The sequence below is a fragment of the Solibacillus sp. iso_87 genome (assembly GCF_056173085.1).
Window position 1 is genome coordinate 25,862 of record NZ_CM149656.1, and the last position, 12,815, is coordinate 38,676.

The window sequence follows — 12,815 nt, forward strand, 5'->3', positions numbered from 1 at the left end:
TATGATGTTAACAGAGAATCTGGCATTTTTAGAAGAACTTCGTGAAGGTGTAAGAGCAGTTTGCAAACGTTTTGATGGTGATTATTGGCGGAAGCTGGATGAGATTGGCGGATACCCGACCGAATTTGTGGAGGCTATTACTCAGGCAGGCTTTTTAGGGGCTTTAATTCCTGAACAGTATGGTGGTTCCGGTTTAGGAATACTGGAAGCATCCGTAATTTTAGAGGAGATTAACCGTTCGGGCGGGAACGCGGGTGCGTGTCATGCACAAATGTATACGATGGGAACGATTTTACGGCATGGTTCTCCTGCACAAAAGGAAAAATATTTGCCGAAGATTGCGGACGGATCGCTTCGTTTACAAGCATTTGGGGTGACGGAACCTAACACTGGTACGGATACAACAAACTTAAAAACCTTTGCAAAACGCGATGGCGACTATTATATCGTGAATGGTCAAAAAGTATTCATTTCACGTGCAGAGCATTCGGATTTAATGATTTTATTAGTGCGTACAACACCGAAAGATCAATGTGTTAAAAAGAGTGACGGCTTGTCCGTGCTAATTGTTGATTTGAATGAAGCAGTTGGAAATGGATTAGAAATAAGAGCAATTAAAACGATGATGAACCATGCGACAACGGAATTGTTTATCGACAATTTAAAGGTGCCGGTGGAAAATTTAATCGGCGAGGAAGGAAAAGGATTCCGCTATATTTTGGACGGAATGAATGCCGAGCGGATTTTAATTGCTGCGGAATGTATCGGTGATGGTCGCTGGTTTATTGAACGGGCAACGAATTATGCAAAAGAACGCGTTGTTTTTGATCGTCCGATCGGTCAAAACCAAGGAATACAATTTCCGATTGCCCAGGCGCATATTCATATTGAAGCTGCAGACTTAATGCGCATAAAAGCTGCGGAACTTTATGATCGCCAGCAAGCATGCGGGGCAGAGGCCAATATGGCGAAGTTACTTGCAGCAGATGCATCATGGGAGGCGGCCAATGTAGCGATTCAAACATATGGTGGCTTTGGCTTTGCGGCAGAATATGATATTGAACGGAAATTTAAAGAGACACGTCTTTATCAAGTAGCTCCAATTTCAACAAACTTGATTTTATCATACGTCGGAGAACATATATTAAAACTTCCAAAATCTTATTGAGGTGAAAATCATGCACTTTCCAAAGCAAGTTGAAATTATTGAAGTAGGTCCACGCGACGGTTTACAAAATGAATCGCGCTTTGTACCAACCGAGGAAAAAAAACAGTTAATCAAGCAATTATATGAAGCGGGTTTTCAACGTATTGAAACGGCTTCATTTGTCCATCCGAAAATTGTCCCGCAAATGGCAGATGCACAGGAAATTACAGTATTTTGTAATGAATTGGGGATGGAATATATCGCTTTAACCCCAAATATGAAGGCGCTGGAACGTGCAATTGATGCAGGTGTACCGCAGATTGCGGTATTCGTCGGGGCTAGCGAGACATTCAACCAAAAAAATATTAAGCGTTCCATTGAGGAGTCTTTGACGGAATGCAGCGAAATGTTCCGGCATGCAAAAGCTCAGCAAAAGTTCATTCGCGGCTATGTGTCGATGTGTTTTAGTTGCCCGTATGAAGGGGCCATTTCCTATGAGCAAGTAAAGCGGGTCGTAGCACAATTTGTAAATGATGGGGCTGACGAGATTTCAATTGGTGATACGAATGGACAGGCAAATCCGCGCATCGTGTATGAACGGTTCAGCGCATTGAAAAGAGATTTCCCGGATACAACATTTGTGGCTCATTTCCATGATACAAACGGTTTTGCCTATGCAAATATTATTGCTGCATTAAATGCGGGAATTGAAAAGTTTGATAGCTCGATTGCAGGACTTGGCGGTTGTCCGTTTTCACCTGGAGCTACAGGAAATGTAGCAACAGAGAAAGTAGTGGAGTTGTTTGAAGCGATGGAAATTAAAACAAATATCCGCCAGGAAAAATTAAAGGATGTGGCAAATTTCGCTTACAGCTTAGTTTAAGGAGGTCTGAAATTGAAACCATTGCAAGGGATACGTGTTCTTGATATGACAACAAATATTTCAGGGCCGACATTAACAATGATTTTAGCCGATTTAGGAGCAGAAGTGATCAAAGTAGAAAAGCTGAGCGGTGACGAGGCCAGAAAGATGGAGCCTAAATTTCAGGAAGACGGCGTGTATTTTTTGAATATTAACAGGCAAAAAAAATCGGTCACGCTCAACATGAAAGAGGATTCAGATTGCGAAAAGTTAATGGAACTTATAAAAACAGCAGATGTCTTCGTGGAAAATTACCGGTTAGGTGTAGCGCAAAAACTAGGGATTGATTATGAAGCGGTAAAGAAAATCAATCCAAAACTAATCTATTGTTCACTCTCTGCATATGGCCAAAACGGTCCAAAGAAATCGTATCCGGGCTATGATGCCATTATGCAAGCGGAAACAGGGATTATGAGTATTACAGGAAGTACCGATTTAGCAAGGGTTCCAGTATCTTTAATTGATCAGGGAAGCGCTATGTGGGGGGCACTTGGTGTTGTATCTGCCATTTTACAGCGCCACAAAACAGATGAGGGCAGCCTTGTTTCAACCTCTTTGTATGAGACCGGCGTATTTTGGGCGAACTATCATTTGCTTTCAACAAAGCTAACAGGTGAAAATCCCGAAAAACTCGGTTCCAATCATGGGGCATTTGCGCCTTATGGGGCATTTCAAACTGCAGATATTGCCATCATGATCGGCATTTCGAACAATAAATTATTCGAAAAGCTTTGCGAAGTATTGCAAAAACGTGAATGGATTGAAGATGCCCGCTACCGTACAAACGAAGAACGTGTTAAAAATCGTTTGCAGCTTAGTAAGGAAATTGAACAAATTACAAAGAAGGAAAAAAGTGAGGAACTTATTCAAGCACTGGAAGCTGGTGGTGTACCAGTAGCCCAAGTAAAAACAATGAAAGATGTACTTGTAGATCCGCAGCAAATAGAAAATAAACTGATTGTGCGTCTGCCACATATACGTGATAAGGAAATGTACGCAACAAGAATTCCGCTAACGATTTCAAACTGTGATTTAACACCTACCGCACCTGCACCATTGTTAGGAGAGCATAATGAAGAACTGTTAGGGAGGGATTATGTTCATGACATTAAGTGAGCAGTTGGCGCAATATATTGTGGATGTACGTTTTGATAATATACCGCAGGATGTTGTGCAGTTTACAAAGCTATGTATCGTCGACTATTATTCGTCTTTACTGAAAGGTAAGGAAGCTGAACCGGTTCGTATGATGGAACAAGTAGCACAAGTACTTGGCGGGGAAAAGCAGGCGACGGCAGTTACAGGATTGAAAACGAGCATAACAAATGCGGCTTTCATTAATGGCGGTGCAAGTCATGTAATAGAGCTCGATGATATTCATAAAGCATCCATTGTGCATGCGGCAACTGTTATTATGCCGGCAGCAATCGCAATAGCAGAATGGAAAAATTTATCCGGAAAACAATTGATCGAGGCTATTATTGTTGGCTATGAAGTGGCATTTCGCGTTGGAGAAACGGTGACGCCTTCCCATTATTACTACTTTCATAATACGGCAACTTGCGGTACATTCGGCGCGGCTGCAGCAGTGGCAAAATTATTAGGATTATCCAAAGAACAAATTGTCCAAGCATTTGGTTCTGCCGGCACCCAAGCTGCGGGATTGTGGGAATTTATCGAGGACGGTGCCATGAGCAAGCAATTGCATCCTGGTAAAGCGGCGATGAATGGTATTTTAAGTGCCATGTTAGCACAGCAAGGTTTTACTGGAGCAACAGCCATTTTGGAAGGGCGTAGAGGATTTTTTGAAGCAATGAGTGACGAGTACGATGTAATGCGTATGACCGAAAAATTAGGTCAGCAATACAAAATTACCGAAAATGCCTTCAAAGTCCATGCCTCTTGCCGTCATACACATGCCGCAATGGACTTGGCGGTTGAACTGCATAAAAAAGTAGAAAAGAATGGCATCGATTCTATAAAGTCAGTCGAAGTGAGAGCATATCAGGTGGCGCTGGATATTACGGATGCAAAAAATCCGCAAACAATCTATGCGGCGAAATTCAGTATGCAATTTTGCGTTGCTTTAGCGTTATTGACCGGAGAAGGAGGATTTGATGCCTTTAATGCAGATACATTGGAGGATCCGGGCATTCGAAAGCTGATGGAAAAGCTGATCGTGTCTGTAGATGAAGAGATTAACAGTCAATACCCGCAAGAATGGGGTGCAAAAATCCAAATTCATTGGCAGGATGGTTCTAGTGATGTTGTGCAAAGCAGGTTTCCTAAAGGAGATCCGGAAAATTCATTAACCGAGCACGACTTTATTAATAAATTTAATAGTTTAGTGCCTTTAGACGAGGCGCATAAAGAAAAAATTATTCATGATTTATTACATTTAGAAACGATTCAAGTACAGCAGTTAATCCGTACATTACATCCCGTACAGCATATTTCGATTGTGTAGCAGCTATTCAATTTTCAGAAAAATGAAGGGTGAGTGAGCGCATGTGTGAGACGAAGGGAAGAGTTGCCGAAATGACATCCCCGCTGGAACTCGTATTTAAGGAGTATCCTTTGGTGGAGCCGGCACCAGGAGCGGTAATTGTAAAAATCATTCAAACGAATATTTGCGGTTCCGAACTGCATATATGGAAAGGGCATCATCCGGTCATTCGCAGTGGTGCTTTAGGGCATGAAATGATCGGGGAAATCCATGCGTTAGGTGAAGGAGTCGAAACGGATTTCGCGGGTACTCCTGTAAAAGTCGGGGACCGAATTGTAAGTGCTTACTTTTTAACTTGCCGTAAATGCCCGCCTTGTCAGCATGGACAATTTAACTTATGTGAAAATGCCTATAAGTATTGGCGTTTACCGACAGAGGAAGCACCGCATTTCCATGGGACATTCGGTACGCATTATTATATTCATTCTGATCAGTATTTTTATAAAGTACCAGATAATATATCAAACAGTGTTGCAGCAAGTGCCAACTGTGCTTTATCCCAAGTGTATTTTGGACTGGAGCAAGGAAATGTTGTCTCTGGTGAAACGATTCTCATTCAAGGTGCGGGCGGACTTGGTTTAAATGCGATTGCTATCGCGAAAGAAAAACAACTGAAGGTTATCGTCGTAGATGGTGTTGAAAGCCGTTTAGATCAGGCAAAGGCATTTGGTGCAGATGAAGTGATTTTAATGTCGGATTTTCCTGCTGTTGAACAACGCGTTGCACATATTATGTATCTTACGGGAAATCGCGGTGTGGATGTTGCCCTCGAAGTAGCAGGTGTCCCTCAGGCTTTTGCTGAAGGTGTGGAGTATATTCGTGCAGGCGGCCGCTACATTGTAATCGGCAATATTTCACCTGGACAAACGGTCGCATTTGATCCAGGTTATTTAACACGTAAAGCAATTCAAATTATTCCGGTTCTTCGCTATAATCCGTGGTATTTAAAAAAGGCTCTCGACTTCCTGGAGCGCAATATTGACCGCTACCCGTTTGAAACATTACTGGATGCAAGCTTTAGTTTTGAAGAGATTAAAAAAGCGTTGGATGAATCCGCAAAACGTACGGTTACACGTGCCACAATTATTCCGACTTAAAAATATAAACCTTGAAAGGTGGTGACGGTGGATTTTCGCTTGCAATGCTGATAGTAGTAGAAGTCTTGTAAAAAAGTAAATACATTATGGGAGGAATTACGATGTGTAATAAAAAAGTATACGTGCTTGATACAGGGACAATGAAAATGGATAAGAACTATATGATTGCCATGCACAATCCAGCAAGCATCAATAATCCGAATCCGCCAGCCGAGTTTGTCGAGTTTCCCGTTTATGCAGTACTGATTGACCACCCAGAAGGAAAAATTTTATTTGATACAGGCTGTAACCCGGACGGAATGGGAGATGATGGGCGTTGGCCTGAAGGGGTTCAGCAGCTTTTCCCTGCCTTCCAAAGTGAAGAATGTTATTTAATCAACCGTCTTGAACAATTAAAGGTTCGTCCGGAAGACATCAAATATGTCATTGCCTCACACTTGCACTTAGACCATGCAGGATGCCTGGAATTATTCACAAACGCAGAAATCATTGTTCATGATACGGAATTGTCGAATGTAATGAAAACATTTGCGATGACGCGAAATATGGGCGCCTATATTTGGGGCGATGTCATGGCATGGATTCAAAAAGAACTGCGCTGGCGTACGATTAAACCACATGAAAAAGAAGTGCCTCTAGTAGAGGGCATTAAAATTTTGAACTTTGGTCCAGGGCATGCGTACGGTATGCTGGGCTTGCACATTGAACTCCCGGGTCACGGAAATGTTTTACTTGCATCAGATGCACTATACACAGCAGAGAGCTACGGTCCACCCGTTAAACCACCAGGAATTTTGTATGATTCAGTAGGCTATAACTCTACTGTTGAAAGAATTCGAGAGTTTGCTACCCGTAATGATTCGGAAATTTGGTTCGGACATGATTCCAATCAATTTAAATCCTTTATCAAATCGACAGAAGGCTATTACGAATAATAAATTTGCACCCTAAGTAAGCCTTACTTAGGGTGTCATTGTCATAACGGAGGGAAGAATATGCAAAAAATAGGATCTGTACTCAATGGAGAGCACCGTCTTCAAGAAGAAAAGACTATGGATGTTTTGAATCCTTATAATCAGGAAACTATCGCAACAATTGCTTGTGCATCAATTGAAGATGTACATGAAGCAATCGAAGTCGCACAGCAAACATTTAATACAACGATGCGCAAAATGCCTGCACATGAACGCAGCCGCATCTTACGTAAAGCTTCACTGTTACTTGAAGAGCGGAGCGAGCAGTTTGCGAAAACGATTTCTTTGGAAGCCGGAAAGCCGATAAATGAAGCACGGGGAGAAGTAGCACGAGCTATTCAAGTGCTGCTGTTTGCAAGTGAAGAGGCAAAGAGGTTGGCAGGAGATCAAATTCCAATGGACAGTGCAATTGGCGGCGAGCATCAAATTGGTATCGCAAAACGCGTCCCTTTAGGGGTAATTGCTGCCATTACACCATTTAATTTCCCATTAAACTTAGCTTTGCATAAAATTGCTCCAGCTATTGCGGTTGGAAATACAGTCGTTTTGAAACCGGCAGAGAAAACGCCGCTTTCTTCCATTTTACTGTATGAGTTATTGCAGGATGCGGGATTGCCAAAGGGAGCGCTAAATATACTTCAAGGCCCTGGCACGGAATTAGTGGAGCCATTGGTGAAGCATCCTTACGTTAAAAAGGTAACCTTTACAGGGAGCGGAAAAGTAGGCTGGCATATTCATGAACTGGCCGGGAAAAAGCCGGTAACGCTTGAGCTCGGTTCCAATGCACCGAACATTATTTTTGCGGATGCAAATTTAGAATACGCAGCTTCTACTATTACGATGTCCGGTTTTACATTTGCCGGTCAGGCATGTGTTTCCGCTCAGCGTATATATATCGAGCAATCTGTTTATGACCAGTTTGCCCAATTGCTTCAGGAAAAAGTCGAAGCGCTAGTAATAGGAGATCCTGCTGAAGAACAAACACAGCTCGGGCCTATGATTACAGAAGAAGCGGCGATCCGCGCAGCAAACTGGATTGAAGGAGCGGTATCACAAGGGGCAACAATTCGTACGGGTGGAAAAAGAATCGGCACATTACTCGAGCCAACAATTTTGGAAAATGTCACAAAGTCGATGCAGGTTGTTTGTATGGAAGTGTTTGCCCCAATGGTTGCGCTCATACCGTTTACTGAGGAAGATGAAGTGCTGGCCGCTGCAAATGATTCGGAATACGGATTACAGGCGGGTGTATTTACTTCGGATATTAACCGTGCACTTAAGTTCGCCGATGAGCTGGAAACTGGAGGCGTATGGATTAATGAATCTTCGGTACGACGTTTTGACCATATGCCATATGGCGGGATAAAAGAGAGCGGTACTGGAAAGGAAGGAATACGCTACGCAATTGAAGGGATGTCAGATTTAAAATTTATTGGTATTAAGCTAATTTAAGGAGGACATCATCATGAAAATTCGTTCTGCCATATTACGCTCATCCGGAGTAACAAAACCTTATGCGGAAAGTAAGCCAATTCATATTGAAGAAATAGAGTTGGATGCACCCCAAGAAGGCGAAGTATTGATTCAGATTAAAGCGGCAAGTCTTTGCCATTCGGATTTATCTGTTATTAACGGGAGCCGTCCACGACCTTTACCAATGGCATTAGGTCATGAAGCAGCTGGTATCGTGAAGGAAGTAGGGCCTGGAGTTGTGAACTTTAAGCAAGGAGATAAAGTAATCTGCGTATTTGTGCCAAGTTGCGGGCATTGTGTACCTTGTGCAGAGGGTCGTCCGGCATTATGCGAACCGGGGGCAAAGGCAAATGGAGACGGAACTTTAATAGGGGGCGGAGTTCGTTTACATGCAGGAACTGAAAAAATCGGTCATCACGTTGGGGTATCTGCCTTTTCAGAGTATGCAGTCGTATCGCAAAATTCCCTCGTAAAAGTGGAAGGAGACTTGCCGTTTGAAAAACTGGCGCTGTTTGGTTGTGCGGTAATTACAGGAGTAGGGGCTGTAGTAAATACAGCAAAAGTCCAGCTTGGGAAAACAGTAGCAGTCGTCGGTTTAGGCGGAATTGGTTTGAGTGCACTGCTCGGTGCTATCGCAGCAGGTGCCAGGGAAGTGATCGCCATCGATATTAATGATAAAAAGCTGCAGCAGGCGAAGGAATTGGGGGCAACAGCCGTCTTTAATTCGAAGGACGCAGATATAGTCAAACAAGTGAAGGCCTACACAAATGGCGGCGTTGATTATGCCTTTGAAACAGCGGGTGTTGTCCCTGCTATGGAAGTGGCATATGCCATTACAAAACGTGGGGGTACGACAACGACAACAGGACTGCCACATCCGGAACATCAATTTTCGTTCCCTTATGTAACGTTAACAGCAGAAGAAAAAACGTTAAAAGGTTCTTATATTGGAAGCTGTGTGCCTTTAAGAGATATTCCGCATTATTTGCATATGATGAAATCGGGAAAATTACCGGTTGATCAGCTGTTATCAAATATTATTACGCTTGATGAAATTAATGAAGGCTTTGATCTATTGGCAACAGGTGATAATTCCCGAATTATTATTAAAATGGATTAATGGAAAAAAATATAATAAAACGACGACACATTTATTCGGTAATGTGTCGTCGTTTTTGTAAGGCAAGCAGTACATAAAGCACAATCCAAATACTAACGATAACCCCTATTAAACTCGCTAAATAACCAGCTGCCCCAAATGCATCATATAACCATTGAAGAGGCGTCCCTTTTACAGGGCGGTTTAGAAACATAAAATTTGTATGGAAATGGGCATTGTATACATAAACAGGCGGAACTGTGACTAGCAGAAATAATACAGATCGCCAAATATCCGGAAAATATGTTACCAGCTGCCTTTCAAAAATCAAAGCCGCCACAACTACAACGAGCAGTGCATGAAATATGAAGCTGTGAAAATGCAAAAAGCCGCCAACCGGATCAATTGTCCATCCGGGGAATAAAAGTGCAATCGCAGCTCCGGGCAATGTTAGTGTATATAGTAATGTAGCTGTTGTCCGAGTTGGGAAATAGGCATGCCAGCCAATAATGGAAATGCCAAAACCGCACAAATGGAGCGGGGGACTCCAATATGAATATTGGTTTGTTACGAGTAAATAAAGTTGCTTCGCTATTTCTAAAAACAGCAACAGCCAAAAAACCGATTTTTGTAAAAGATGTTGCTTTTCATGAGAAGAATAATGATAAAAATATAACGAAATAACTAAAAAACTAGCAATAAAAATAAGCCACATTATATGAATCGAATCAAAAATGGAAAATCCGTTCATTGCCCACACCTTACTTTTCGGATTGTTGTTTTCTTGCTAACTTCTCTGCTTTTTTACGGTCGCGAAGCGCTTTGAAAAAGTCCGTTAAAATTTGTCCGCATTCTTCCGCCATAACACCTTCCGTAACGGAACATTCATGATTAAAACGCGGATCATTGAGCAGACGGTATAATGAGTCGACACAGCCTGCCTTTATATCACGGGCCCCGTAAACAACCCGTGGTACGCGTGACTGTAAAATAGCTCCTGCACACATCGGACAAGGTTCAAGCGTAACGTACAAAGTAGTCTCTTCTAAACGCCAGCTGCCTATTTTGCTGCAAGCTTCTTGAATAGCCATGCTTTCTGCGTGTGTCAGTGCATTTTGGGTTGTTTCGCGTAAATTATGTGCACGTGCAATAATTTCATCTTTATATACAATAACTGCGCCGATCGGTACTTCTCCAAGGGCAGCAGCTTTTTTCGCTTCTTCCAATGCTTCCTGCATGTATTGGTGATCTTTATTTTCGAGCATTCATCTATCACTCCTTAAATCCTAGTTTAGCATGCCGGTGAATACTTGGGCGACAAGAAATAAATCATGCTATGATGAAAGAAAAGTTTGAAGGAGTACAGCGATGAAGTCATTTCAGACCGTGAAAGAAGTAAATGAGTATTTTGAAAAAGCATTGGCTGATCTGGATAAAGAGTATGAACAGAAATTATTGATGATTGAGAAAAATGGACAACAAGTAACTATGACTTTGAAAAAGCAATATGAACAGCAAAAATCAGCCATCGCACAGCAGCACGAGCATGAAGAAAATAAACTTAATCAAAATCGCGAGCAAGCAATCGAAAAAATTGAAATGTTATTCGCCAATAAAAGAAAAGTTATATTGGAAAACTATAAAGTTACTTATGAAGAAGAAAAGAAAAACTATCACGTCAATAAAATTGAACTTCTTGAGCAAAAACAAGCGGAAGAACGCAGGAAGTTTCAATTTTATCATGAACAGCAGAAAGTGCTTTTAACACAGATTGCACAAGCAACGGATCTTTCAGAGGCAATGGAACAGTCAATGGATAATTTACATCAGGAGTTAACCGACATCTTGATTATATATAAACAGCAATTCGATGAAGCGGAGCAGCTGTTTGAAGAAAGCTGTCACGTGCTGGAACAACAGCGTGATGAGGCAATCGAAAACCTAATGGATAATGAAGCAGCATCACAAAGCCAGCTAGACGATCAGTTATTCGAGGCATTACAGAATCTGTCCGAAAAAACAGAGAAACACTATGAACAAATCGAACAAAGCTTTATGGAAAAAGAACAGTCTCTTCAGGAAATGGTATTTGCCCAGCAAGAAAAAATAAATGATGATTATGATGAGCATCGTGAAAAGTTATTTGAATTACAGGAGCACGCGCTGGCACAATTTGATTACTAGAAAATAGCTATGCATGAATTCGTTAAAATAGAATTGTTTGCTTTGTTGTCTAAAGAACGTTGTGATAAAATTAAAAGCATTGACTATAAAAAGAGAAGGAGCACTTCTAATGTCTGTGCCATTTATAACAGTAGAAGGTCCGATTGGTGTTGGGAAGACCTCATTATCTAAGGCCGTATCACAAACGTTTGACTATCATTTATTAAAAGAGATTGTAGATGAAAATCCATTTCTCGGTAAGTTCTATGAAGATATTAGTGAGTGGAGCTTCCAAACGGAAATGTTTTTCCTGTGCAATCGCTATAAACAATTATCTGATATCCATGAAATTATTGAAGCACAAGGGCCAGTAGTGGCTGATTATCATATATTTAAAAATTTGATCTTTGCAAAGCGTACTTTAAAGCCTATCGAGTATGAAAAGTACGAGTCGATCTACCGAATTTTAACTGCTGATATGCCAAAGCCAAATATGGTCATTTATTTACATGCAAGCTTAGACACATTAATGAAACGAATCGCTATGCGCGGTCGTGAAGTGGAAAAAAATATTTCCCGTGATTATATGGAACAACTTTCAAGCGATTATCATCAATTTATCGGACATTTTGAAAAGATGCATCCAGAAATTCCTGTCATCTCATTAAATGGAGATGAGCTTGATTTTGTGAAAAATGAAGAAGATTTAAAATATGTACTACGACTAGTAGAAGAAAAGTTACAACAAAGGAGTTTGCATCAGAAATGAACTTAAGAGAGAAGTACAATATTCCTGCTAATGCAGTGATTACAATTGCAGGAACAGTCGGTGTCGGAAAGTCAACAATGACAAAAGCATTATCACATAGCTTAAACTTCCGTACATCTTATGAAAAGGTTGATACAAACCCTTATTTAGATAAATTTTATGATGATTTCGAAAAGTGGAGCTTCCATTTGCAAGTATATTTCCTTGCTGAACGTTTTAAAGAACAGAAGCGTATTTTTGAATATGGCGGGGGCTTTATACAGGACCGGTCTATTTACGAAGATACAGGTATTTTTGCGAAGATGCATTATGACAAAGGTACAATGACACCGACAGATTATGAAACATATACAAATCTTTTTGATGCAATGGTGATGACACCATATTTCCCGCACCCGGATCTGCTTGTATATTTGGAAGGTCCGATTGATGATGTAATTGGGCGTATACAGGAACGTGGACGCGAGATGGAACAGCAAACGCCTCATTCGTACTGGGAAGAAATGCACGGACGTTATGAAGACTGGATTAACAACTTCAATGCATGTCCGGTATTGCGTATTGATATTAACGATTACGATTTAATGAAAAACCCTGCACAAGTAGAGGATGTCGTAGCACGTATCGGTTATATGCTAGAACAAACAAGCCATTTACGAAAATAA

13 protein-coding genes are annotated in these 12,815 nt (G+C 41.3%); 11 read left to right on the forward strand and 2 right to left on the reverse strand.

The window, feature by feature from the left end; translation table 11 throughout:
• Position 1 precedes the first annotated feature (1 nt).
• The 8 genes from AC0VXV_RS00095 to AC0VXV_RS00130 all read left to right on the forward strand — a co-directional run bounded on the left by AC0VXV_RS00095 (position 2) and on the right by AC0VXV_RS00130 (position 9,239).
• Positions 2–1,168 carry an acyl-CoA dehydrogenase family protein gene (locus tag AC0VXV_RS00095; protein WP_475529847.1) on the forward strand — a complete coding sequence of 389 codons (1,167 nt, stop codon included), beginning with the start codon at positions 2–4 and terminating at the stop codon, positions 1,166–1,168.
• A 10-nt stretch (positions 1,169–1,178) separates the two neighbouring features.
• The gene (locus tag AC0VXV_RS00100) at positions 1,179–2,030 is read left to right on the forward strand and encodes a hydroxymethylglutaryl-CoA lyase (protein ID WP_475529848.1); all 852 of its coding nucleotides are present in this window, start codon (positions 1,179–1,181) and stop codon (positions 2,028–2,030) included.
• Between the two features lie 12 nt (positions 2,031–2,042).
• Positions 2,043–3,185: a CaiB/BaiF CoA transferase family protein gene (locus tag AC0VXV_RS00105; protein ID WP_475529849.1), complete on the forward strand. Its 1,143-nt coding sequence runs from the start codon at positions 2,043–2,045 to the stop codon at positions 3,183–3,185.
• Positions 3,172–4,536 carry an MmgE/PrpD family protein gene (locus tag AC0VXV_RS00110; RefSeq protein WP_475529850.1) on the forward strand — a complete coding sequence of 455 codons (1,365 nt, stop codon included), beginning with the start codon at positions 3,172–3,174 and terminating at the stop codon, positions 4,534–4,536. Before AC0VXV_RS00105 ends, AC0VXV_RS00110 begins: the two co-directional genes overlap by 14 nt.
• 41 nt (positions 4,537–4,577) lie before the next feature.
• Complete coding sequence (locus AC0VXV_RS00115) at positions 4,578–5,672, forward strand: zinc-binding dehydrogenase (RefSeq protein WP_475529851.1); 1,095 nt, start codon at positions 4,578–4,580, stop codon at positions 5,670–5,672.
• A gap of 101 nt (positions 5,673–5,773) precedes the next feature.
• Positions 5,774–6,607, forward strand: a complete 834-nt coding sequence (gene ahlS / locus AC0VXV_RS00120) for an AhlS family quorum-quenching N-acyl homoserine lactonase (protein WP_413080177.1) — start codon at positions 5,774–5,776, stop codon at positions 6,605–6,607.
• A gap of 60 nt (positions 6,608–6,667) precedes the next feature.
• The gene (locus AC0VXV_RS00125) at positions 6,668–8,098 is read left to right on the forward strand and encodes an aldehyde dehydrogenase family protein (protein WP_475529852.1); all 1,431 of its coding nucleotides are present in this window, start codon (positions 6,668–6,670) and stop codon (positions 8,096–8,098) included.
• Positions 8,099–8,111: 13 nt separating this feature from the next.
• Complete coding sequence (locus AC0VXV_RS00130) at positions 8,112–9,239, forward strand: zinc-dependent alcohol dehydrogenase family protein (protein ID WP_475529853.1); 1,128 nt, start codon at positions 8,112–8,114, stop codon at positions 9,237–9,239.
• A 31-nt stretch (positions 9,240–9,270) separates the two neighbouring features.
• Here the strand turns inward: AC0VXV_RS00130 and AC0VXV_RS00135 are convergent, their stop codons facing one another.
• Both AC0VXV_RS00135 and tadA read right to left on the reverse strand, forming a co-directional pair.
• The gene (locus AC0VXV_RS00135) at positions 9,271–9,969 is read right to left on the reverse strand and encodes a TMEM164 family acyltransferase (protein ID WP_475529854.1); all 699 of its coding nucleotides are present in this window, start codon (positions 9,967–9,969) and stop codon (positions 9,271–9,273) included.
• 10 nt (positions 9,970–9,979) lie between these two features.
• Positions 9,980–10,483, reverse strand: a complete 504-nt coding sequence (gene tadA, locus AC0VXV_RS00140) for a tRNA adenosine(34) deaminase TadA (RefSeq protein WP_475529855.1) — start codon at positions 10,481–10,483, stop codon at positions 9,980–9,982.
• A gap of 103 nt (positions 10,484–10,586) precedes the next feature.
• Here tadA and AC0VXV_RS00145 point away from each other — a divergent pair, with 103 nt between their 5' ends.
• From AC0VXV_RS00145 to AC0VXV_RS00155, 3 genes are all read left to right on the forward strand, one after another.
• Positions 10,587–11,402, forward strand: a complete 816-nt coding sequence (locus tag AC0VXV_RS00145) for a hypothetical protein (protein ID WP_475529856.1) — start codon at positions 10,587–10,589, stop codon at positions 11,400–11,402.
• A 109-nt stretch (positions 11,403–11,511) separates the two neighbouring features.
• Positions 11,512–12,150: a deoxynucleoside kinase gene (locus AC0VXV_RS00150; RefSeq protein ID WP_475529857.1), complete on the forward strand. Its 639-nt coding sequence runs from the start codon at positions 11,512–11,514 to the stop codon at positions 12,148–12,150.
• Positions 12,147–12,815 carry a deoxynucleoside kinase gene (locus AC0VXV_RS00155; protein ID WP_475529858.1) on the forward strand — a complete coding sequence of 223 codons (669 nt, stop codon included), beginning with the start codon at positions 12,147–12,149 and terminating at the stop codon, positions 12,813–12,815. The genes AC0VXV_RS00150 and AC0VXV_RS00155 overlap by 4 nt, the downstream gene beginning before the upstream one ends.

Coding starts and splice junctions, on each gene's coding strand:
- AC0VXV_RS00110 (WP_475529850.1), top strand. CDS start 3,172: ATGACATTAAGTGAGCAGTTGGCGCAATATATTGTGGATGTACGTTTT.
- tadA (WP_475529855.1), bottom strand. CDS start 10,483: ATGCTCGAAAATAAAGATCACCAATACATGCAGGAAGCATTGGAAGAA.
- AC0VXV_RS00155 (WP_475529858.1), top strand. CDS start 12,147: ATGAACTTAAGAGAGAAGTACAATATTCCTGCTAATGCAGTGATTACA.
- AC0VXV_RS00135 (WP_475529854.1), bottom strand. CDS start 9,969: ATGAACGGATTTTCCATTTTTGATTCGATTCATATAATGTGGCTTATT.
- ahlS (WP_413080177.1), top strand. CDS start 5,774: ATGTGTAATAAAAAAGTATACGTGCTTGATACAGGGACAATGAAAATG.
- AC0VXV_RS00115 (WP_475529851.1), top strand. CDS start 4,578: ATGTGTGAGACGAAGGGAAGAGTTGCCGAAATGACATCCCCGCTGGAA.
- AC0VXV_RS00150 (WP_475529857.1), top strand. CDS start 11,512: ATGTCTGTGCCATTTATAACAGTAGAAGGTCCGATTGGTGTTGGGAAG.
- AC0VXV_RS00125 (WP_475529852.1), top strand. CDS start 6,668: ATGCAAAAAATAGGATCTGTACTCAATGGAGAGCACCGTCTTCAAGAA.
- AC0VXV_RS00095 (WP_475529847.1), top strand. CDS start 2: ATGATGTTAACAGAGAATCTGGCATTTTTAGAAGAACTTCGTGAAGGT.
- AC0VXV_RS00100 (WP_475529848.1), top strand. CDS start 1,179: ATGCACTTTCCAAAGCAAGTTGAAATTATTGAAGTAGGTCCACGCGAC.
- AC0VXV_RS00145 (WP_475529856.1), top strand. CDS start 10,587: ATGAAGTCATTTCAGACCGTGAAAGAAGTAAATGAGTATTTTGAAAAA.
- AC0VXV_RS00130 (WP_475529853.1), top strand. CDS start 8,112: ATGAAAATTCGTTCTGCCATATTACGCTCATCCGGAGTAACAAAACCT.